General features: G+C 68.8%; 18 protein-coding genes and 1 tRNA gene. 16 read left to right on the top strand and 3 right to left on the bottom strand.

The features are described 5' to 3' along the window. Nucleotides 1-54: 54 nt before the first annotated feature. Entirely contained in the window at nucleotides 55-3,903 is a 3,849-nt protein-coding gene (locus ACZ607_RS08090; RefSeq protein ID WP_469732928.1) for a GH92 family glycosyl hydrolase, read from the bottom strand. Between the two features lie 496 nt (nucleotides 3,904-4,399). Here ACZ607_RS08090 and ngcE point away from each other — a divergent pair, with 496 nt between their 5' ends. The 7 genes from ngcE to ACZ607_RS08055 all read left to right on the top strand — a co-directional run bounded on the left by ngcE (nucleotide 4,400) and on the right by ACZ607_RS08055 (nucleotide 12,821). After that, entirely contained in the window at nucleotides 4,400-5,848 is a 1,449-nt protein-coding gene (gene ngcE / locus ACZ607_RS08085) for an N-acetylglucosamine/diacetylchitobiose ABC transporter substrate-binding protein (RefSeq protein ID WP_469732926.1), read from the top strand. A gap of 50 nt (nucleotides 5,849-5,898) precedes the next feature. Then, nucleotides 5,899-6,822, top strand: a complete 924-nt coding sequence (locus ACZ607_RS08080) for a carbohydrate ABC transporter permease (protein WP_469732924.1) — start codon at nucleotides 5,899-5,901, stop codon at nucleotides 6,820-6,822. 97 nt (nucleotides 6,823-6,919) lie between these two features. Next, on the top strand, nucleotides 6,920-7,837 hold the full coding sequence (locus tag ACZ607_RS08075; RefSeq protein ID WP_469732922.1) for a carbohydrate ABC transporter permease: 918 nt from the start codon (nucleotides 6,920-6,922) through the stop codon (nucleotides 7,835-7,837). Nucleotides 7,838-8,137: 300 nt separating this feature from the next. After that, nucleotides 8,138-9,337 (top strand): ROK family transcriptional regulator, encoded by a 1,200-nt coding sequence (locus ACZ607_RS08070; RefSeq protein WP_469732920.1) that lies wholly within the window; start codon nucleotides 8,138-8,140, stop codon nucleotides 9,335-9,337. A 119-nt stretch (nucleotides 9,338-9,456) separates the two neighbouring features. Continuing rightward, a complete protein-coding gene (locus tag ACZ607_RS08065) occupies nucleotides 9,457-10,569 on the top strand; it encodes a sugar ABC transporter substrate-binding protein (RefSeq protein WP_469732918.1) in 1,113 nt (370 codons plus the stop codon). Nucleotides 10,570-10,758: 189 nt separating this feature from the next. Beyond that, nucleotides 10,759-11,547, top strand: coding sequence for an ATP-binding cassette domain-containing protein (locus ACZ607_RS08060; RefSeq protein WP_469732916.1), 789 nt, complete (start codon nucleotides 10,759-10,761; stop codon nucleotides 11,545-11,547). Beyond that, nucleotides 11,544-12,821 (top strand): sugar ABC transporter permease, encoded by a 1,278-nt coding sequence (locus ACZ607_RS08055; RefSeq protein ID WP_469732914.1) that lies wholly within the window; start codon nucleotides 11,544-11,546, stop codon nucleotides 12,819-12,821. Before ACZ607_RS08060 ends, ACZ607_RS08055 begins: the two co-directional genes overlap by 4 nt. A gap of 71 nt (nucleotides 12,822-12,892) precedes the next feature. Here the strand turns inward: ACZ607_RS08055 and ACZ607_RS08050 are convergent, their stop codons facing one another. Continuing rightward, complete coding sequence (locus ACZ607_RS08050; RefSeq protein WP_469732912.1) at nucleotides 12,893-14,101, bottom strand: cysteine desulfurase family protein; 1,209 nt, start codon at nucleotides 14,099-14,101, stop codon at nucleotides 12,893-12,895. A gap of 333 nt (nucleotides 14,102-14,434) precedes the next feature. Here ACZ607_RS08050 and ACZ607_RS08045 point away from each other — a divergent pair, with 333 nt between their 5' ends. The 6 genes from ACZ607_RS08045 to ACZ607_RS08020 all read left to right on the top strand — a co-directional run bounded on the left by ACZ607_RS08045 (nucleotide 14,435) and on the right by ACZ607_RS08020 (nucleotide 17,340). Beyond that, nucleotides 14,435-14,977 carry a MauE/DoxX family redox-associated membrane protein gene (locus tag ACZ607_RS08045; RefSeq protein WP_469732910.1) on the top strand — a complete coding sequence of 181 codons (543 nt, stop codon included), beginning with the start codon at nucleotides 14,435-14,437 and terminating at the stop codon, nucleotides 14,975-14,977. Then, nucleotides 14,977-15,519 (top strand): hypothetical protein, encoded by a 543-nt coding sequence (locus ACZ607_RS08040; RefSeq protein WP_469732908.1) that lies wholly within the window; start codon nucleotides 14,977-14,979, stop codon nucleotides 15,517-15,519. The genes ACZ607_RS08045 and ACZ607_RS08040 overlap by 1 nt, the downstream gene beginning before the upstream one ends. Nucleotides 15,520-15,601: 82 nt before the next feature. Beyond that, nucleotides 15,602-15,922, top strand: coding sequence for a hypothetical protein (locus tag ACZ607_RS08035; RefSeq protein WP_469732906.1), 321 nt, complete (start codon nucleotides 15,602-15,604; stop codon nucleotides 15,920-15,922). A gap of 127 nt (nucleotides 15,923-16,049) precedes the next feature. After that, nucleotides 16,050-16,628 (top strand): hypothetical protein, encoded by a 579-nt coding sequence (locus ACZ607_RS08030; protein WP_469732905.1) that lies wholly within the window; start codon nucleotides 16,050-16,052, stop codon nucleotides 16,626-16,628. A 74-nt stretch (nucleotides 16,629-16,702) separates the two neighbouring features. Continuing rightward, nucleotides 16,703-17,059: a hypothetical protein gene (locus ACZ607_RS08025; protein WP_469732903.1), complete on the top strand. Its 357-nt coding sequence runs from the start codon at nucleotides 16,703-16,705 to the stop codon at nucleotides 17,057-17,059. 32 nt (nucleotides 17,060-17,091) lie between these two features. Beyond that, nucleotides 17,092-17,340: a hypothetical protein gene (locus ACZ607_RS08020; RefSeq protein WP_469732901.1), complete on the top strand. Its 249-nt coding sequence runs from the start codon at nucleotides 17,092-17,094 to the stop codon at nucleotides 17,338-17,340. A gap of 192 nt (nucleotides 17,341-17,532) precedes the next feature. Here the strand turns inward: ACZ607_RS08020 and ACZ607_RS08015 are convergent. Next, nucleotides 17,533-17,625: transfer RNA gene (locus ACZ607_RS08015), tRNA-Sec, on the bottom strand. A 96-nt stretch (nucleotides 17,626-17,721) separates the two neighbouring features. On the opposite strand from ACZ607_RS08015, the gene selD reads away from it, so the two are divergent. Genes selD through selB form a run of 3 tightly spaced genes read left to right on the top strand, consistent with a single transcriptional unit; the run spans nucleotide 17,722 to nucleotide 21,898 of the window. Beyond that, a complete protein-coding gene (gene selD / locus ACZ607_RS08010) occupies nucleotides 17,722-18,750 on the top strand; it encodes a selenide, water dikinase SelD (RefSeq protein WP_469732899.1) in 1,029 nt (342 codons plus the stop codon). Nucleotides 18,751-18,754: 4 nt separating this feature from the next. After that, nucleotides 18,755-20,101, top strand: a complete 1,347-nt coding sequence (selA, locus tag ACZ607_RS08005; protein ID WP_469732897.1) for an L-seryl-tRNA(Sec) selenium transferase — start codon at nucleotides 18,755-18,757, stop codon at nucleotides 20,099-20,101. A gap of 15 nt (nucleotides 20,102-20,116) precedes the next feature. Beyond that, the gene (gene selB / locus ACZ607_RS08000) at nucleotides 20,117-21,898 is read left to right on the top strand and encodes a selenocysteine-specific translation elongation factor (RefSeq protein WP_469732895.1); all 1,782 of its coding nucleotides are present in this window, start codon (nucleotides 20,117-20,119) and stop codon (nucleotides 21,896-21,898) included. The last annotated feature ends 53 nt before the right edge of the window (nucleotides 21,899-21,951 follow it).

Raw genomic sequence — 21,951 nt, 5'->3', positions numbered from 1 at the left:
GGTCACCCGCACGTGCGGGTGACCGGCCCCCGGGCCGTAACTCCGTTCAGACGGTCAGGAGATCAGCTCGATCTCCGCCAGCGTCGCCGCCGCCGTGCTCACCAGCCGGTACTTCGCGTACGCCTTCGGAGCCTGCACCGAGAACACCCGCGTCTGCTTGTCCCAGGCGAAGGTCTGGCCGGACCTCTTGTCGATGTCCTTCCAGGACGTACCGTCGGCCGATCCCTGGAGCACCCAGCCCGTCGGGGCCTTCGCCGCCGTGGCCGAGGTCAGCGTGTACTGGACCGCCTTGGTGCCCGCGGCCGCCGGCAGCTCCACCGACGCGACCGTGGCCGAGGTGGCGGAGGTGTTGTCGTACAGCGCGCCGTCGCCCTTGAGCACGTCGCCCTTCGGGGCGGGCACCTTGTCGTCCTGGGTGATGGAGACCGGGGCCGCGTCCTTGCCCGTGCCCCACGCCGAGGGCTTGGCGCCCATGTCGAACTCCAGCACCCCGCCCTTGGCGAGCAGGTCGTGCGGCAGCGACGTGGACGTCCACTTCTTGCCGTTGACCTTCAGGCCCTGGACGTAGATGTTCGTGGAGCTGTTCTTCGGAGCCTTGACGACGAGGTCGCGCCCGTTCTCCAGGTGCACCGTCGTCTTCGTGAAGAGCGGCGAGCCGATCGCGTACTCACCGCTGCCCATGACCAGCGGGTAGAAGCCCAGCGAGGAGAAGAGGAACCAGGCCGACTGCTCGCCGTTGTCCTCGTCACCGTGGTACCCCTGGCCGATTTCGCTGCCCGTGTACAGCCGGCCGAGGACCTCGCGGACCTTCTCCTGCGTCTTCCAGGGCTGCGAGGCCGCGTCGTACATGTACGTGGCGTGGTGCGCGACCTGGTTGCTGTGGCCGTACTGGCCCATCCGCACGTCGCGCGCCTCGGTCATCTCGTGGATCACGCCGCCGTACGAGCCGACGAACTCCGGTCCGGCCGTCTCCGGCGTCGAGAAGTACGTGTCCAGCTTCTTCGCCAGACCGTCACGCCCGCCGTAGAGGTTGGCCAGGCCGCGGCTGTCCTGCGGGGCCGTGAAGGCGTAGCCCCAGCCGTTGGTCTCCGTGTAGTCGTAGCCCCAGACGCGGGGGTCGTACTCGTCGGAGGGGAGCCGCCAGTCGCCGTTCGCCTTCTTGCCCTGGAAGAAGCCGGCCTTGTCGTCGAAGAGCTTGACGTAGTTCTGCGCACGGTTGAGGAAGTACGCGGACTCCTCCTTGTAGCGCTGCTTCTTCGTCTTCTTGTAGAGGGCCTGGCCCATCTGCGCGATGCCGTAGTCGTTGAGGTAGCCCTCCAGCGACCAGGACAGCCCCTCGTGGGTGTCGGTGTTCGCGTAACCGGTGAACACCGAGGTGTCCATGCCCTTGCGGCCGACACCCGAGGACGGCGGGGTGACCGTGGCGTTCTTGACCGCCGCGTCGTACGCCGCCTCGGCGTCGAAGTCGACGCCCTTGACGTACGCGTCGGCGAAGGCCACGTCGGAGCTGGTCCCGGTCATCAGGTCGGAGTAGCCCGGCGAGGACCAGCGGGAGACCCAGCCGCCGTCCTTGTACTGCTGGACGAAGCCGTCGACCATCTTCCCGGCCTGCTTCGGGGTGAGGAAGGAGTACGCGGGCCAGGTCGTCCGGTAGGTGTCCCAGAAGCCGTTGTTGACGTACACCTCGCCCTTGACGATCTTCGCGCCCGTCCGGGTCGGGGTGTTCGTGCCGGTCGGCTCCGAGAACGGGCTCGCGTAGGTGCTCTTCCCGTCGACCTGCTCGAAGCCCGAGTTCGGGTAGAGGTAGAGCCGGTACAGGCTGGAGTAGAGCGTGGTCAGCTGGTCGGCGTTCGCACCCTCCACCTCGACCTTGCCGAGGATCTTGTCCCAGGCCTTCTGCGCGTTCTTGCGCACCTTGTCGAAGGAGGTCTTCGCCGGCAGCTCCATGGCGAGGTTCTTCTTCGCCTGGTCGACGCTGATCAGCGAGGTGGCCAGGCGCAGGTTGACCGTGCGGTCCTTGCCCGCGTCGAAGCGGAAGAATCCGGTGACGTCGTCACCGCCGCCGCCCTTCAGCTTGCCGCTGTCGGTGACCGGCGCGTCGAAGGACCCGTATACGAAGAGGCGGGTGGCCCCGGTGGAGCCGCCGCTCTTCACGTCGGAGTAGCCGGTGAAGGAACCGGTCTTCGGGTCGAGGGTGAGGCCGCCGTCGTTGGAGACGTTGTCGAAGACGAGGCTCGCGTCGTCACCGGGGTAGGTGAACCGCATCCGGGCCGCGTGGTCGGTGGGCGTCATCTCGGCCTTGAGGCCGTTCTCGAACGTCACCCCGTAGTAGTGCGGGGTCGCCGTCTCGTTCTCGTGGCGGAACGGCAGCGCGCGGGCCGTGCGGGAGGCGTCCGGGGTGCCGGAGGCCGCCGACGGCATCATCTGGAAGGTCTGGCGGTCACCCATCCACGGGCTCGGCTCATGGCTGGCGCCGAAGGCCTGGAGCGTGGGCAGGTTGTCCTCGTTGTTGCCCCGCGCGTAGTCGTATATCCAGCTGGTGGAACCGGCGTTGGTGACCGGCGTCCAGAAGTTGAAGCCATGCGGGACCGCGGTCGCGGGGAAGTTGTTGCCGCGCGAGAAGCCACCGCTGGAGTTGGTGCCCCGGACGGTCGACGCGTAGTCCGAGAGGTGCGCCTTGCGCTTCTCCGGCGCCTTCGGGGCGATCGTGACGTCGTCGATCCAGCCCTGGAACTTCGACGGGCCCTTGGGGGAGTCGTACGCCACCAGGATCCGGTCGACGGTCTTGCCCGCCGCGACCGTGCCGATCCGCGAGGCGACCTTGTTCCACTGGTTCACGTAGAGTCGCTTGGCGTCGGCCTGGCCCTGCGGGGTGAGCAGCCCGCCGTGGCTGTCGGTGGCCTTCAGCTCGCTCAGGTAGGTGCCGTCGGTGAAGGCCAGGTCCACCGCCACGTGCGTCGCGGGGTAGCTGAGGTCCGTCTCGCCCATCTGCGGGTACACCAGGTAGGACAGCTGGGTGTCCTTGGTGACCGCCGTGTTGACGTCGAAGACCTTGTTGTACGAGTACGCGCGGCCGTCCGGCTTGTGCGTACCCGCGTAGCGCAACGCCTTCTTCCCCGTGAAGCCGGCGCCCTGCTTGGCCGTGGGGGAGCCCGAGGGGCCCCGGTCCGCCTGGGTGCGCATGTCGTCGGGAGCGGGGGTGGAGGTGTCCCCGTTCGAGAACTGGACGTCCGCGAGCTGGAGCGCGTCGGAGGCGCCGTTGTTCTTCGTGATCTCCAGCCGGAAGTGCTGGTAGGCGGTGTCCGTCGTGAAGTCGTACGACGTGGTCTGGAGGCGCTTCGAGAACGTCTGGCCGGTGCGGGTGTCCAGATCCGTCCACGTCTTGCCGTCGGTGGAGCCCTTCAGGGTCCAGTCCTTGGGGTCCCGCTCGTCGTGGTCGTTGGCCGAGGTGAGGGCGTAGGTGACGACCTTGGTGGGCTCGGCGAGGTCGAACTCGACCCAGCCCGTGGGCTTGAAGGCCAGCCACTTGGTGCCGGGCTCGACATCGACGAGGTTCTCCTTGACCTCACCACCGGCGGCATTCTCGTCGCTGGCGCGCAGATCCGTGACCTGGTCGGTGACATTGCCCGGAATTCCGGCGGAGAATCCGCCGTCCACACCCGATGCCCTCTTCTTCCCGTCGACGTCTTCTTCGACGGTATTACGCCAGTCCGGCTGCTTTTCGTCCGCCTCGAAGGAGGAGCTGAACGACGTGCCGCCGGAGGGCTTCTTGGTGGCGCCGGACGGCTGGGCGAGGGCCGCGGTGGGGGCCGCCAGGGCCAGGACGAGAGAGGCCGCGAGGACCGCGGCGGAGTGGCTGTGTCTGTGACGCGAGCCGTGCTGAGGACCACGTAGGGGCTGCATACGGAGCCGTTCCTCCCGGGGGCGAGCTCTGGACAACGTTGTCATTGCGGGATGCGGGTTCCAGTAGGGAGCCAAGTGGCTGGATGTGTCAAGGGTGTTGCATGCGGTGGACGCCGTTGATTCGACCGTATTGCGGGAAACGGCCTTCTCGCGCGAAGGCGCGCGGTGCCGAGGTGTCCGTGAGGTCTCAACTCGGGAAAGACTGCCGCTCAACCATGCATTCGATCTTGCTCAGTTGGCGGCAAGTGGACTATACCTGTCGGCGTCTGCACAGCCGCTTCACAACGGCGCGCGGGCACGGGGGAGGGTGAACAGCTGTGGGCGCGAGAGCGGTCTGCCGCGCGTTCGCCCGAAACTCCCCCACTGCATCTGGAAATCCGGCAATCTGCACGACCCAAGCGCAACTGACCGCGGTGGCGGGACCCTTCGCCTGAGGCGAATTCACGACGGGTGACCGGTACACCGCCTGAGTCCTGGAGAAGGCGAGGACTTGAGCATGGGATCCACCTCCGGCCGCACGAATGAGGGCCTTGGCCGTCGCGATGTGATCAAGCGTTCTGCCGCACTCGGCCTGATCGCTGTTCCGACGATGAGCTTCCTGTCCGCCTGCGCGAGCAGCGACGGCGGAAGCGACGAGAAGGCCGAGAAGGGCACCAAGAGCGCGAAGAACCCGCTCGGTGTCAACGAGACCGCCGCCCTCGAGGTCGTCATCTTCAACGGTGGCTTCGGCGAGCAGTACGCCATCGACGCCGAGAAGAAGTACAACGAGGCCTTTCCCAAGGCACCCAAGGTCAAGCACTCCGCGACCGAGAAGATCCAGTCGATCCTCCAGCCGCGCTTCAACGGCGGCACCCCGCCGGACCTGATCGACAACTCGGGTGCCGAGCAGATGGACATGGGTGTCCTGGTCGGCAAGAAGCAGCTCGCCGACCTGACGCCGCTGATGGACGCCCCGTCGTACGACGACCCGTCGAAGAAGGTCCGCGACACGCTGCGCCCCGGTGTCCTGGAGATGGGCCAGTTCGACGGCGACCCGGTCTGGATCATGTACTACGCGTACACGGTCTACGGCGTCTGGTACTCGCAGACCAACCTGGAGAAGCTCGACGCGACGTACCCGGAGAACTGGGACGACATGCTCGCGCTCTGCGCCAAGGCGAAGAAGAAGGGCATCGCCGGCTGGACGTACCCGGGCAAGTACCCGTACTACCTGCCGTTCTCGCTCTACCCCTTCATCGGCAAGATCGGCGGCCGCGAGGTCCTCGACAAGATCGACAACCTGGAGCCCAACGCCTGGAAGGACCCGGCCGTCAAGGCCGCCTTCGAGGCGTACTACGAGCTCTTCCAGAAGGGCTACATCCTCAAGGGCACGCCCGGTCTCACCCACATCCAGTCGCAGACCGAGTGGACCAAGGGCAAGGCGCTCTTCATCCCGAACGGCTCGTGGGTGGAGAACGAGGCCGCGCCCACCACGCCCGAGGACTTCAAGATGATGGTCGGGGCGCCGTCCAGCCTGGACTCCTCCGACAAGATGCCCTTCGGCACCATCTGGGCCTCCGGCGGTGAGCCCTTCATCGTCCCGGCGAAGGCGAAGAACACCGAGGGCGGCATGGAGCAGCTGCGCATCATGCTCAGCGAGGAGTCCTCCAAGAACTTCACCAAGTCGGTCAAGTCCCTCAGCGCCTTCAACGGCGGCACCGACGGTCTGACGCTCTCCACCGCGCTCCAGTCCGGCGTGGACGTGCTGGCGAAGGCCGGCGACAACGTCGTGAACCCGCGTATGCAGGACTGGTATGTGAAGCTGCAGAAGGAGCAGATCGGCATCGCCGGAATCGGCGAGATGATGGCCGGCCGCGCGACCCCGGCGGAGACCATCAAGAAGATCCAGGCCTTCGCGGACGCGGCGGCCAAGGACCAGTCCATCAAGCACTACAAGCACCAGTGAGCAACCGTCACCAGCGGCGGCACCCGCTCGGAAATCGGGGTCGGTAAACGATGCAGCACGGCAAGTACCGGTTCATCGTGGGGTTCCTGGTAGCCCCACTGGCGTTGTACGCCATCTTCGTCATCTGGCCCTTCGCCCAGTCCATCTACTACTCGTTCACGGACTGGACCGGACTGAGCTCGGACTTCAAGATGGTCGGCTTCGACAATTACAGTCGGATGCTCGACGACAACATCTTCTGGAAGTCACTGCAGCACAGTGTGCTGCTGGCGCTGCTGCTGCCGCTGGTGACGCTGGGCCTCGCGCTCTTCTTCGCCTTCATGCTCAATGTCGGCGGCCGTCGGCGAAAGAACGCCGCGGTCGCCGGGGTGCGTGGCTCCTCGTTCTACAAAATCGCCTATTTCTTCCCGCAGGTCCTGTCCATCGTGATCGTGGCCCTGCTGTTCCAGTTCGCGTTCAACCCGACCTCCGGAATGCTGAACGCGACACTCAAGGCCGTCGGGCTCAAGAGCCTTCAGCCGGACTGGCTCGGCGATCCCGATCTGGCGCTGTACTGCGTCATGGTCGTCCTGATCTGGTCGACGGTCGGATTCTTCGTCGTCCTCTTCTCCGCCGGAATGGCGTCCATCCCGAAGGACTTCTACGAGGCCGCGCTGCTCGACGGCGCCAGCCGCATCACGACGTTCTTCAAGATCACGCTGCCGCTGCTCTGGGACACCGTGCAGTCCGGCTGGGTCTACATGGGCATCCTGGCGCTCGGGGTGGAGGCCTTCACCGCCGTACAGGTCATGACGGTGGGCCCGGGCGGCCCCGACTACTCCACGACCGTCCTGCCGCTGTACGTCTACCAGACGGCCTTCCGGGACGCCCAGGCCGGCTACGCCACCACGATCGGTGTCGGGCTGCTCATCGTCACCATGCTCTTCGCGGGCATCGTGATGCGACTGGGCCGTCGTGAGCGGCTGGAGTTCTGATGCCATTCGTTACGGGGCACGGCGACCGGACGCCCGGCGGCGCGCAGAACAGTTCGGTCCCGGGGGCCGGCCCGACAGTTGCACGAGGTGAGCACACATGAAGGTCACTGAGACTCCTCCCGCCGTCCCGGCGCCGCGCTCGCCGGTGACGAAGACGGACGCCCCGGCCGTGGAGCAGGCCAAGAGCAGCGAGGGCAAGGTCCTCAACGTCTTCTCGCACGGTGTGCTGATCATCTGGGCGGTGCTCGTCGTGATGCCGCTGCTCTGGGCGGTGATGGCGTCGTTCAAGACCGACGACTCCATCCTGTCGACGCCCTGGGCGCTGCCGGACAAGCTGCACTTCGAGAACTGGTCGCGGGCCTGGAACCAGGCGCACATGAGCGACTACTTCCTCAACACCATCCTGGTGGTGGGCGGTTCACTCATCGGCACGCTGCTGCTGGGCTCGATGGCGGCGTACGTGCTGGCGCGGTTCGACTTCCCGGGGAACCGCTTCATCTACTTCCTCTTCATCGGCGGGATGAGCTTCCCGATCATCCTGGCGCTGGTCCCGCTGTTCTTCGTCATGAACAACATGGGCCTGCTGAACTCGGTGCACGGGCTGATCCTGGTCTACATCGCCTACTCGCTGCCCTTCACCGTCTTCTTCCTCACCTCGTTCTTCCGGACCCTGCCGACCTCCATCGCGGAGGCGGCGATGCTCGACGGGGCCTCGCACACCCGGACGTTCTTCCAGGTGATGCTGCCGATGGCGAAGCCCGGTCTGATCAGCGTGGGGATCTTCAACTTCCTCGGGCAGTGGAACCAGTACATGCTGCCGACGGTGCTGAACACGGACCCGGACGGCAAGGTGCTCTCCCAGGGCCTGGTCGAACTGGCCACCAGTCAGGGGTACAAGGGGGACTGGTCGGGTCTCTTCGCCGGTCTGGTCATGGCGATGCTGCCGGTCCTCGCCGCCTACGTCGTCTTCCAGCGCCAGGTCGTCGCGGGACTCACGGCGGGGGCGCTCAAGTAGGGGTGGGGCCCGGGCGCCCTCTCTTTCCGCCACCGGCCGCCGACGTCAGCTCTTGTCGGCACGCGCCACCCGGGCAACAACAGTCACCAGAACCGAACAGGCCCCGCGGGCACGAAGCCACCCTCCGGTCACCGGCCGGAGGGTGGCTTCATGCCCTTTCTGAGCCTTTTGTCCCTGTCGGAATGTGGAGGCCCGATGCTCATCGGAGGCTCCGACTGCTCAAGGTCTTGACGGGGGGCACCCCAAAACGCTCAGCTTAGGGTTCACATGTTAGAGAAAACGGCAGGAGTGAGTGAGTCGATGGAGACTCCGGGGTCGCAGACATCTCTGCATCGGGCCAACCTTGAGCGGGTCGTACGTGCCGTACGGATGGCGGGGTCCCTGACCCAGGCCGAGATCGCCAGGAGCACCGGCCTCTCCGCAGCCACCGTCTCCAACATCGTGCGTGAACTCAAGGACGGCGGCACGGTCGAGGTGACCCCCACCTCGGCGGGCGGCCGCCGCGCCAGGAGCGTCTCCCTGAGCGGGGACGCCGGCATCGTCATAGGGGTGGACTTCGGTCATACGCACCTGCGGGTGGCCATCGGCAACCTGGCCCACCAGGTGCTGGCGGAGGAGTCCGAGCCGCTCGACGTGGACGCCTCGTCGGCGCAGGGCTTCGGCCGGGCGGAACAGCTGGTCAACCGGCTGATCGAGACCACCGGGATCAGCCCCGGCAAGGTGATCGGCGTGGGCCTCGGCGTGCCGGGCCCCATCGACGTCGAGTCCGGGACCCTGGGCTCCACCTCGATCCTGCCGGGCTGGACGGGCATCAACCCCAGCCAGGAGCTGGCCGGGCGCCTCGGCGTACCGGTGTACGTGGACAACGACGCCAATCTGGGGGCGCTGGGCGAGCTCGTCTGGGGCGGCGGCAGGGGCGTCAAGGACCTGGCGTACATCAAGGTGGCCAGCGGTGTCGGCGCGGGCCTGGTGATCGACGGGCACATCTACCGGGGCCCCGGGGGCACGGCCGGCGAGATCGGCCACATCACCCTCGACGAATCGGGCCCTGTCTGCCGCTGCGGCAACCGAGGCTGCCTGGAGACCTTCACCGCCGCCCGGTACGTCCTGCCCCTGCTGAAGCCCAGCCACGGGGCGGATCTCACCATGGAGCGGATGGTCCAGCTGGCCCGTGAGGGTGATCCGGGCTGCCGCAGGGTCATCGGGGACGTCGGCCGGCACATCGGCAGTGGCGTGGCCAACCTGTGCAACCTGCTCAACCCGAGCCGCGTCGTGCTCGGCGGATCCCTCGCGGAGGCGGGGGAGTTGGTGCTGGGACCCATCCGCGACTCGGTCTCGCGCTATGCCATTCCCAGTGCCGCGCGGCAGCTCTCCGTGCTCCCCGGGGCGCTCGGCGGGCGGGCCGAGGTGCTGGGCGCACTGGCCCTCGTGCTCAGCGAGATGGGGGATTCAACCCTTTTGGAGAGCACCCTCCCTGCGGCGACTCCTGTCTTCACTTAGATAACGAATGGCACCGTTGTCATCTCGTTAAGTATTTACTCCTTGACGCTGACGTCGCGGCCGAGTTGACTTCCAGCCACCTCGGCCGCAACGTCGCGGCCTCGTCAGGGAGGTTCGAAATGAACACGCGTATGCGTCGTGCCGCCGTTGCCGTTGCCGCCACCACCATGGCCGTCTCTCTCGCCGCTTGCGGGAGCGCCAAGGAGTCCGGCGACAAGACCAGCTCGGATTCCGCGAAGAAGGGCGACGATCTCAAGATCGGTCTGCTCCTTCCCGAGAACGCCACGGCCCGTTACGAGAAGTTCGACAAGCCGATCATCGAGAAGAAGGTCAGCGAGCTCACCGGTGGCAAGGCGGAGGTCGTCTACTCCAACGCCCGCCAGGACGCCACGCTGCAGGCGCAGCAGGTCGACACCATGATCACGAACAAGGTCGACGCGCTCATCATCGGTGCCGTCGACGCCAAGGGCATCCAGAACAGCGTCAAGAAGGCCAAGGACGCGGGCATCCCCGTCGTCGCCTTCGACCGCCTCGCCGAGGGCCCGGTGGATGCCTACACCTCGTTCGACAACGAAGAGGTCGGCCGCGCGCAGGGCAAGGCCCTGCTGGGGGCGCTGGAGGGCAAGACCAAGCCCACCGTCGTGATGATGCACGGCGCGATCACCGACCCCAACGCCGCCCAGTTCAAGAAGGGCGCCAAGTCGGTGCTCGACGGCAAGGTGACGTACGGCAAGGAGTACGACACCAAGGAGTGGAAGGCCGAGAACGCCAACTCCAACATGGAGGGCGCGATCACGGCGCTCGGCAAGGACAAGATCGACGGCGTCTACTCCGCCAACGACGGTCTTGCGGGCGGCATCATCCAGGCGCTCAAGTCCGCCGGTGTCTCCAAGCTCCCGCCCATCACCGGCCAGGACGCCGAACTCGCCGGCGTGCAGCACATCGTCAGTGGTGAGCAGTTCATGAGCGTCTACAAGTCCTACCCGCAGGAGGACTCCGTCGCCGCGGAGATGGCCGTGGCCCTCGCCAAGGGCGAGGACCTCGGCACGATCGCCACGTCCAAGATCGACAACTCCGGCACGAAGGGCATTCCCACGGTCATCGTTCCGGTCATCTCGCTGACCAAGGACAACATCCAGGACACCATCCTCAAGGACGGCATCTGGACGGTCGACGAGATCTGCACGGCCAAGTACAAGGCCGCCTGCGACTCGATCGGTCTGAAGAACTAATACCACTTCCGCGCGACCGGCTCGGGCCGGTACGCGCGGGCCCGAAGCCTGTCCGGCACCCCGCCCACCAACTGTCCCGCTACCGGGCGGGGTGCCGGACGGAACGCTTCCGTAGTTTCTTACTCTTCTGCTCGACCACCGCGCCTCCCCCCAGGCGCGGTATCCCCGCCGGGTCAGGCGGCGAAGGAGATGGTTCACGTGTCCGCTACGCCCGTGTTGGCGTTGCGAGGGGTCTCCAAGCGATTCGGTGCCGTCCAGGCGCTCACCGATGTAGAGCTTGAGGTCCACGCCGGTGAAGTGGTCGCCCTGGTGGGCGACAACGGCGCCGGTAAATCAACGCTGGTCAAGACGATCGCAGGCGTGCACCCCATCGATGACGGAGTCATCGAGTGGGACGGCCGGCCGGTCCAGATCAACAAGCCGAACGACGCCCAGAGCCTGGGCATCGCGACCGTCTACCAGGACCTCGCGCTCTGCGACAACATCGACGTCGTCGGCAACCTCTACCTCGGCCGGGAGATCCGCAGGTTCGGCATCCTCGACGAGGTCGAGATGGAGCGCCGCTCCCGCGAGCTCCTGTCCACGCTGTCGATCCGCATCCCCAGCGTCCGCATCCCGATCGCCTCGCTCTCCGGCGGACAGCGCCAGACCGTCGCCATCGCCCGCTCCATGCTCGGTGAGCCCAAGCTCGTCATCCTCGACGAGCCCACCGCGGCCCTCGGCGTCGAGCAGACCGCGCAGGTCCTCGACCTCGTCGAGCGGCTGCGCGAGCGCGGTCACGCGGTCATCCTCATCAGCCACAACATGGCCGATGTGAAGGCCGTCGCCGACAAGGTCGCGGTGCTCCGGCTGGGCCGGAACAACGGGGTCTTCGACGTGAAGACCACCTCGCAGGAAGAGATCATCTCCGCCATCACGGGCGCCACGGAGAACGCCGTGACCCGTCGTGCGGCTCGTAACGCGGAGGTCGAGAAGTGACAACCGACAAGACGTCCACGGCTGTGATCAACCCCGAGGCCGCCAAGGGCGCGGACACCGCCGTCGACCCCCGGCTGCTCGTGCGCGAGCAGGGCTTCGGCGGATACCTGACCGAGTTCAAGCGCAAGATGCGCGGTGGTGACCTCGGCTCGATCCCGGTGATCATCGGCCTGGTCATCATCTGCGTGGTCTTCCAGAGCCTGAACTCCGAGTTCCTCTCCGCGAAGAACATCAGCGACATCGCCGTGACGATGGTGGCCACGGGCATGATGGCCGTCGGCATCATCTTCGTGCTGCTGCTCGGCGAGATCGACCTGTCGGTCGGTTCCGTCTCCGGTGTCTCCGGCGCGGTCGTGGCCGTGCTCAGCGTGACCCATGGCATGAACGAGTGGCTGGCCGTCGTCGTCGCGGTCGTGAGCGGCGCGGTCATAGGCGCGGTCCACGGCTTCTTCTTCGCCCGGATCGGTGCTCCCGCCTTCGCCGTCACCCTCGCGGGTCTGCTGTTCTGGCTGGGGCTCATGCTCCAGCTCCTCGGTGACACCGGCACGATCAACCTGGACAGCGACGGCGTGGTCGGCAAGCTGACCACGTACTACTTCACGGACGTGGCCGCCGCCTACGGGCTGGCAGCTGTCGCGGTGATCGCCTTCTTCCTCTCGGCGTTCCTCGACAGCCGCCGCCGTGAGGCCGCGGGCGTCCCGTCCCGCCCGCTCACCGACATCGTGGTGCGCACCGCCGTGCTCGCGGTCTTCGGCTTCGCCGCGGCCTACATGTTCAACCAGTACCGCGGTCTCCCGCTGGCCCTGGTCCTGTTCCTGGTCGTGCTCGTCGGTACGGACTTCCTCCTGCGCCGCACCTCCTACGGGCGGAAGATCTTCGCGCTCGGCGGCAGCGTCGAGGCGTCCCGCCGCGCCGGTATCAACGTCACGGCGATCCGTGTCTCGGTCTTCGCGATCGCCGGCACCTTCGCGGCGATCGGAGGCCTGTTCTGGGCATCCAAGATCGCGGCCGTCAACCAGGGCTCCGGCACCGGCGACCTCCTGATGAACGTGATCGCGGCCGCCGTCATCGGTGGTACGAGCCTCTTCGGAGGCCGGGGCCGCACGTGGAACGCCCTGCTCGGCGTGATGGTGATCGTCTCGATCCAGTACGGCCTGTCGCTGGAGGGCATCAAGACGCCCGTCCAGTACATGATCACCGGTGGTGTGCTTCTCGCCACGGTCGTCATCGACTCCGTCACCCGCAGGACGCAGAAGACCGCGGGTCGTGCCTGACCGCATCTGAGCGCAGCCGTGCCCGGCATCCGTCACGGATGCCGGGCACGGCTGCGTGACGCCCGATGCGATCAGACGGCTTGCGCGCCCCGTACCAGGGCCTGGGCGGCCTTCCGCACGTCGTTCTCACCGGTGTACCTGCCCAGGCCCAGCCTCACCGTGCGGGCGGCCTGCGCGGCTGACAGCCCGATCGCGGTGAGAACGGGGGAGGGCAGATCCGCGTCGGTGTGGCAGGCCGCCCCCGCCGAGAACGCCACCTCGGGGACCGCGGCCGCGAGCGTGGCGGCATCGGTGGCCGGCAGGGTGAGACTCAGGTTCCCGGCGAGGCGGTGCTCCCGCGATCCGTTCAGGCGCAGGCCGGGGAGCGCTTCGGTCAGGAGGGAGAGCAGCAGATCGCTCAAGCCCCTGATCCGGGCGGCGTCGCTCTCCCGCTCCTTCCGTGCCAGCTCCGCGGCGGCACCCAGGGCGACGACGCCGGCGACGTTCTCGGTTCCGGCGCGCAGCCCGTGTTCCTGGCCGCCCCCCGAGAGCAGGGGGACAGGCCTGGGGGTTCCCGCCCGCACATAGAGCGCGCCTACCCCCTTCGGCGCGTACATCTTGTGTCCCACGACGCTCAGCAGATCCACTCCGAGCTCCGTCACATCGGTGACGACCGTGGCCAGGCTCTGCGCCGCGTCGGTGTGCAGAGAGATGCCGCGGCCCTCCAGTGCCCGCGCGATGCCCGCCAGCGGCTGCACGGTACCGATCTCGTTGTTCGCGTGCATGACCGACACCAGGGTCGTGCCGGGCCCCGCCGCGCGCGCCACCTCCTGCGGGTCCACCCGTCCGTCCGGGCCGACCGGGACCCGGGTGACGCGGAAGCCGTCCCGTTCGAGCCGCGCGCAGGCCTCCAGGGTGGCGGGGTGGTCGAGGACCGACGTGACGATGTGATCGCCGCCGTCGGCCGCACGGCGCCCGAGCGCGGTGCCGACCAGGGCCAGGTGGTTGCTCTCGGTGCCGGACGAGGTGAACACGATCTCCTCGGGCGTGGCCCCGATCAGGGCCGCGACCTGTGCCCGCGCCCCGGCCACCGCCTCGGCCGCCGCCCGTCCATAGGCATGGGAGCTGGAGGGATTGCCGAACTCGGTGAGGAGATAGGGCAGCATCGCCTCGACCACGCGGGGGTCCACTGGGGTCGTCGCCTGGTGATCCAGGTAGACGGGCCGAACCGGCAAGTGGTCGGGCGGAGCCGGCCGAGGGGCTTCGTCCGTATCGTCAGCGGCTTTCCGTTTCGCCGGCATGTTCTTCCTTTTCGGTCCGTGTGGCTCATGGATTTCTGTGCGACTCCATGCGCCGATGACCTGGGCATCGGTCCTGGTGGGGCGCGTTTCGAGACTGCTGCGGAATGTGCGCGGACCGCGCAATGGAATCGGTAATTCCCCTTCCGTTTCGAGGTCCGCGAGATCTTGCAACTGTCGTGTTCCGTGGGGTAGTTGATAACGCTTGACGGTACAGGTACCCCGGGGCAAGATGATGCGCGGTAAACGTTGTACAGATCATGCTCGTCGGTGCGGTAATCGCTTTCCCCACATCCCGTGCAGTTCGGGTTCCGGGGGCAGGAATGGGGGCTTCTTTTGTCGACTTCCTACTGGGGCCTGCTCCTGGTCAATTCAGGGGTGGCGGCCGTCTTCCTGCGGTCCGCCGCAGCCAAGGCTGTCGGTCCGGAGGTGGCCGCCTCCGCGGTGCACGAGCTCCTGGGTGGGCGCCTGCGCCCTGCCCGGGGCATCATTCAGCTCTTCGCGCTCCTCGAAGTGGTTACGGTCGCTCTGCTGGTCACCCCCGCCACCCGCACCGTCGCTCACGCGATCACCGGCGTGCTCGGTGCGCTCTTCGTTGTCATGGGCACGGCGGGAAGGCTGCGTGGCAGCGACCGCCCGTGCGGCTGCTTCGGCATCGCGGACAGCAAACCGCTCGGCATGACCAACATCGTGAGCGGCCTGGGCTTCGTCGCCGTGGCGGTCGCGGGCCTGTCAGGGGTCGCCACGGGCGGTACCGGTACAGCCGCGGAGACAGCTGTGCTCACGTCCGCCGTCTCCAGCGGCTGGCTCCTGGTCACGCACCGCGACGCCGCCCTGACGGCGTACCACAACTTCCTACGTCGATGGGGATCGGCCTGATGACGATCGTTCTGGCATGCGCACTGCTCCTCCTGACGGCGGCCGTCGTCGTCCTGTTCGCGATGATGGGCGAACTCGCCTCCCGCACGGCCGCCGGACCCGACTCCTCTTCCACGGTCTCGCCGCTGGAGGAGTACCGGCTCGGCGCGGTGGTCGAGGAATGGCCGCAGCCCTTCGCGGCGCTGGGGGACGGCTCCCGCGGCGTGCTGCTGGTCCTCAGCACCGTCTGCGCGAGCTGCGCCAAGGTCGCGGCCCAGCTGAGCGAGCGGGGGCTGAGCGGTGTCAGCGGTCCCGTCGGCATCGTGATCTCCTGCGCGGAGAAGGCCGACGGCGATGACTTCGTGCAGCGGCACGGTCTCGCGGACCTTCCGTACCTTGTGGACGAACGCGGCGCCTGGGTCGCCGGCAGCTTCTCCGTCTCCCAGAGCCCCACCGCGCTCGTCTTCGACGACAGCGTCCTGAGTCAGGGCTACCTCTTCACCTCCGTCGCGGACCTGCTCCGCGAGGTCGGCCTTGCCAAGGACTCCCCCGCCATCGTGTGACCCGCGACGGCGCCCCCTCCGTGGTCCGCGACATCCGTCACGGACCCGTGCGCACGCGAACCGAAGAAGAAGGAGTACAACCATGCGCTTCCCGCTTCTCGCCAAGAAGGACTCCGACGGACCCCAGGTCCGTCTCGGCCGCCGGAAGGTGCTCGGAGGCATCGGAGCCAGCGGACTGGTGGCCGCCGCCGGTGTCTTCGCCGCCGCCGCGCCCGCCGCGGCCGACAGCGACAACTGCTGCAACCTCGCCAACAAGCCCGGAAGTGCGGGCTACACCACCATGACGTACTGCCGTGCACACATGTCCTACCTGTGGGGCTGTGCGATGAGCGCGTCCCTGCACTGCAGCTGCTGTGAGACGGCGGGCAACGCCAAGTCGTCCTTCGAGTGCCAGTACAACTGACCGAGGCGGCCTGAGGGACGGCCACGTCCCCGGCCCGGATTCAAGGAGTCGACATCAGATGGTGACGTGGCTCGTGATCGCCGGCATCGCGGCGGTCCTGCAAGTCTTCAGCCCTTGAGGCCAGTCGATGGCCGGGGTCGCCGGCCCGATGCTGAAGCGCAGCAGACCTCGTGGTACGCGGTTCCTCGTGGGCCTGCTGGCCGGAGAGGTGGCAGCCGCCGGACTGATGTCGCTGGCCGTGTACGTACTGGGGGAGGGCATCGCCCTGATTCTCGGTGCGTCCTGGCGCGAATCCCTGACCGGGGTCGCCCTCGTGGTGTTCGGTGTCGCCGACCTGGCGAACCGTACGCCGCACATCTGGCGTCAGGTGCCGCAGGAGCACATACGGACCATGCCGCCCGGCATGCTCGGTCTGGCCTGGGGCTTCGATCTGGCGCTGCTGTTCACCACGCAGAAATCCACCTCTCTGACCTGGGGTGTGCTCACAGCGGCCCTGCTGTTGCACCCCGCGTCCGCGTCCCTGTTGCTGGTCGGCATGGCCCTGGTGGCGGTGGCGACCGTGACGGTGCGCAGCGTCACCTGGTACCTCCTCCCGATCACCCGCTTCGGGGACCGGGTACAGCCCTGGTTCCCGTGGATGCGACGCGCGGCCGGTCTCGGCCTCGTGCTGCTGGGTGCCTACACCGTCTGGACGGCCTGGCGATGAACCCGTACACCAAGGCGCGAGACCCCCGGGGACATGTCGCCCTCACGCGGTTCGAATGCCGCACGGCGCTGAACATGGCTGTCGTGCTGTTCCTCCACGCGCGTATCAAAAGAGAGGTCCGGCGCATCGCCCCGGGGTTCGTCGGGGCCGCACCGGTCGTGCTGTGGAGACACCGCACGATCCTGAGCGTCACCCTCTGGCGGACGCTGGAGAGCATGTACGCGATGGGTGAGGCGCAGAGCCACATCCTTGCCGCCCGTGTACCGCACAGGCTCGGGATCCGTACCACCAGTGGCCTTTTCCCGTACGGGGGCGACTGGAAGAACCTGCTGTTCGAAGCGACGGTCCCGGACGTCGACCCGCTCCATGAGCGGGAGGACGGCCCCGAGGCCGACTCGTCCACACCGACCCGAAAGGGGCAGAAATCATGACCCGTACTCCTACTGACAGGGGGGTGGCGTTCGTGAAGGACCAGACGGACGGAAGCCACCTCGTGTACGTGGCACTCGGCGTCACGCCGGACGGAGGCCCGCAGGAGATCTTCGCGGTCCACCGCACCACCCCGGGTGTCAGCCTGGCGATCGACCCGGCCGTGCGCATGATCCCGGCAGGGAGTCTGCGCCGCACCAGTGAGCCGGTCAGCGTCTTCGGCGAGGGCGACTCGGTGCAGGTCGCGCCCGCCGCCTCCGGCGTGGGCAGACTGCTCGCCTGACATGGCCGGTGCGGGGTGGGCGGGGGCCAGGTGGGCGGCGCCCCCCCCCCCGGGGTGGGGGCGGGGGGCGGGGGGGTGCCCCGCCGGCCGGGGGGGACACGCCCCCCCCGGGGGGGGGCCAGTGGCCCCGCTTGCCGGGGGGGGGGGGGGGCCGGGCCCCCTGGGGCCCCGCCACCCCGCACCGGTACTCGGCGGAGACGGACGGGAATCGAACCCGCCGGACGGAGATACTCCGCCCCACCCGCTTTGAAGGCGGGGAGGCCCACCAGGAACCCTGACGCCTCCACGCCGTACTCTATGTCAACTCTTACGCGCTGTGCGGCACTTGACGCCCCCGCACGGTGTGGTACGACACGCGCGACGCAAGGACGGAAGCACCCGTTGGACGCCACTGCCACTGCCACTGCCACTGCCACGGTCCGCCTCACCCAGTACGCCCGCGGCGGCGGCTGCGCCTGCAAGATCCCACCGGGCGAGCTGGAGGCGGTCATGGCGGCGGCCGGACTTCCGGAGCCCGCCCGCCGACCCGACGGGGAACTCCTGGTGGGCACCGAGAACGGCGACGACGCCGCCGTGGTCGTCACGCCCGGAGGCACCACCCTCGTCATGACGACGGACTTCTTCGGGCCGGTCGTCGACGACGCGTACGACTGGGGCCGCATCGCGGCGGCCAACGCGCTCTCCGACGTGTACGCCATGGGCGGCTCCCCGTTCGTCGCCGTCAACCTGCTGGCGTGGCCGCGGGAGAGCCTGCCGATGGAGCTGGCGGCCGAGGTCCTTCGCGGCGGCGCCGCGATCGCGGCCGAAGCCGGTTGTCACCTCGCGGGCGGGCACAGCATCGACGACGCCGAACCCAAGTACGGACTCGCCGTCACGGGGCAGGCGGATCCGGAGCACCTGCTCCGCAACGACGCCGGACGCCCCGGCATGCCGCTGTCCCTGACCAAACCGCTCGGCCTCGGGGTGCTCAACACACGGCACAAAGCCACTGGTGAACACCACCCCGAAGCAGTCGCCACGATGACCACCCTCAACGCCGCGGCCTCACGGGCCGCACTGGCGAGCGGCGCGGTCTGCGCCACCGATGTCACGGGCTTCGGACTCCTCGGCCATCTCTTCAAACTCGCCAGGGCCAGCGGCGTCACCGCCGTCATCGACCCGGCCGCCGTCCCCTTCCTCGACGGGGCGCGAGAGGCCGTACGGGACGGCTTCGTCAGCGGTGGCTCCCGGCGCAACCTCGCCTGGGCAGGACCGCACACCCGTTTCGGAGCCGGGGTTTCGGAGGACGAACGCCTGCTTCTGGCCGACGCCCAGACCTCCGGCGGTCTCCTCGTCGCGGGCGAGATCCCCGGCGCCCCCGTCATCGGCCACCTCGCCCCGCGCGGCGAGCACTTCGTCATCGCCGGCTGAACCCATGGCGACCGAAACGCCCGTCCCTGCCGTCCTGGCACGGCGGGTGCCCCGGACCGACACCGTCATGGCCGACCCCAGGCTGGCCGAAGCCACGGCCAGACTCGGTCCCGGGCTCGTCAAGCAGGCGGTGCGCCGGGCCCAGGAGAAGGTGCGGGCCGGCGAGGAAGCTCCCGAGCGCATCGGCGACGTCGTACTCGGGCTGCTGCCCGACCGCGCGACCAGCCTGCGCCCCGTCCTCAACGCGACCGGAATCGTCGTCCACACCAACCTCGGCCGCGCTCCGCTCTCCCCCCAGGCGCGCGCGGCGGTGGACATCGCCGCGGGGCAGGTGGACGTCGAGTACGACACGGCCACCGGGCGGCGCGGCCGACGCGGCCGTGCCGCACTGGACGCCCTGCGTGACGCGGTGCCCGACGCGGGCGACGTCCATCTCGTCAACAACGGAGCGGCCGCGCTCGTCCTGGCGGCCACGGCTCTCGCGCAGGGCCGCGAGATCGTGGTCAGCCGGGGGGAGCTCGTCGAGATCGGTGACGGCTTCCGGCTGCCCGACCTGCTGATCAGCACCGGTGCCCGGCTGCGCGAGGTGGGCACGACCAACAGGACCCACCTTGCTGACTACCGGGCGTCAATCGGGCCCGACACCGCCTTCGTTCTCAAGGTCCACCCTTCCAACTTTGTTGTCACAGGCTTCACTTCCTCCGTGGCGGTCGCCGAACTGGCCACGCTCGGCGTTCCCGTCGTCGCCGACATCGGTTCAGGCCTGCTGCGCCCCGACGCGCTGCTGCCCGGCGAACCGGATGCCGCCACCTGGCTCCGGCAGGGTGCGGCCCTTGTCACGGCCAGTGGGGACAAGCTCCTCGGTGGCCCCCAGGCGGGTCTTCTGCTGGGCACCGCACCGCTGATCGACAGCCTCCGCCGTCATCCGCTCGCCCGGGCTCTGCGTGTCGACAAAATCACCCTCGCGGCCCTCGAAGCCACCCTCCGAGGCCCCGAGCCGCCCGTGCACCGAGCTCTGCATCTCGACCCCGAGGAACTGCGGACACGCAGTGAGGCCTTGGCAGCGGGGCTCACGGGTCGCGGCGTCGAGGCCACGGTCCTTCCCCATGCGGGTGCGGTCGGAGGCGGCGGAGCGCCGACCGTCCCCCTGCCCGGCTTCGCCGTGCAGGTGCCCGAGGCGCTCACGGTGCCGCTGCGGCGGGGCAGCCCCACCGTGGTGGGCCGCACCACGCACGGCGCGCTCCTGCTCGATCTGCGGTGCGTACCCGAGGAGTGTGACGGCGAGGTCCTGGGGGCCGTGCTCGCCGCCGCCCTGGACGCGGGGCTCATCGATCCGTCGGCCGGCGGGTGAGGCGGGGTGCATGTCGTGGCCACCGCGGGACATGTCGACCACGGGAAGTCCACCCTCGTACGGGCGCTGACCGGCATGGAGCCCGACCGCTGGGCCGAGGAGAAGCGGCGTGGCATGACGATCGACCTCGGATACGCCTGGACCACCCTGCCCACCGGGGAGACGGTCGCCTTCGTGGACGTGCCGGGCCATCAGCGGTTCGTGTCCAACATGCTGGCCGGTGTGGGGCCCGTACCGGCCGTCCTCCTGGTCGTCGCCGCGGACGAGGGGTGGAGCCGGCAGACACAGGAGCATGTGGACGCCTTGCGTGCCCTGGGCGTCAGCGACGGTCTCCTGGTCATCACCCGGGCCGACCTCGGTGACGGGGAGCTCGCGGTCGAGGAGGCCAGGGACCGGTTGGCGGGCACTCCGCTGGCCGGCCTGGAAGCGGTCGTCACCAGCGCGCCCTCCGGCACGGGCCTACCCGAACTCCGCCGGTCGCTCGGCCGGCTCGCCGCACGTCTGCCCCCGCCGGATCCCACCCCGCGCACCCGGCTGTGGATCGACCGGGTCTTCGCCGTGCGAGGGGCGGGCACCGTGGTCACGGGCACGCTCGGCGCCGGCACCCTGGCACAGGACGACGAACTGGTGCTGTGGTCGAGCCGTCGGCCGGTCAGGGTGAGGCAGTTGCAGAGCCTCGGCGAGAGGGTGGAGCGGGCGGACGCGGTCGCCCGCGTCGCCGTCAACCTCCGTGGCCTGGACCGGGGCAGCGTCCGGCGGGGTGACGCCCTGGTCGCGAGAGGGTGGTACGCAGGAGTGCGGGAGTTCGACGCACGGGTGGACTGGCTTGCCGACTGCCGGGCCGCCGAGCTGATTCTCCATGCCGGCTCCGCTGCCGTCCCCGCACGGGTGCGGAGGCTCGGCGACGGTACCGCCCGGATACGGACGGCACGCGACCTGCCCCTCGACGTAGGGGAGAGGGCGCTGTTGCGGGACCCCGGTCAAGGCGGAATCGCCGCCGGACTCGTCGTCCTGGACGCCGATCCGCCGCCGCTCACCCGCCGGGGTGCCGCCGCACGGCGGCACGACGACCTGCTGGGAAGGCGCGGAGCTCCGGACCCCACGGCGGAGACGGCGCGGCGCGGCGCCGTCCGCCTCACGGATCTGACCTCGTCCGGCTGGCTGGCCCCCGGGACGACACCCGAGGGCACCGCACAGGTCGGCGAATGGATCGTCGACGCCCGCTGGTGGCGCGAGCGCCGGAGCCGGCTGGCGGAAGCCGTACGGGAGCGGGCTGCCGGTCACCCGCTCACACCCGCCCTGCCCCCTGAGGCCGCCCTGCGACTGACCGGTCTGCCCGACCCCGTGCTGCTGGACGCCGCGGTGGACGCTCTGGGCATGGTGCGGGACAGCTCAGGCATCCGGGAGGCCCACACGCGGCCCGTGCTGTCCGACCGGGCGCAGGAGGCACTGGACGTCCTCTGCGGCAGGCTGGCCGCCGATCCGTTCGACGCGCCCGGCCGGCCCGAGCTCGACCGGCTCGGTCTCACCACCGTGCATCTGCGCGCGGCGGTCGGCCGGGGACTCCTCTTCCGGGTCCAGCAGGACGTGTACGTGCATCCGGACGCAGTGCGTCTGTCGCTCGCCAGGATCGCCCCGCTGCCCCAGCCGTTCACCCTGAGTGCCGGGCGTAAGGCCCTCGGGACCTCCCGGCGGGTCGCGGTTCCGTTCTTCGAACTGCTCGACCGTCTCGGGCACACCCGTTCGACACCTGAGGGGATGCGGCGTCTGGTCACGAGCGGACCGGTGACCCCCTGACCCCTCGCCACGTGCGTCGTCGGTCCGCGACATGTGGGACGAACCACATCTTT

This window comes from Streptomyces sp. NPDC104381 (genome assembly GCF_055583745.1).
The sequence above is the reverse complement of the archived record's forward strand: the minus strand, read 5'-3'. Positions and strand labels throughout refer to the sequence as shown.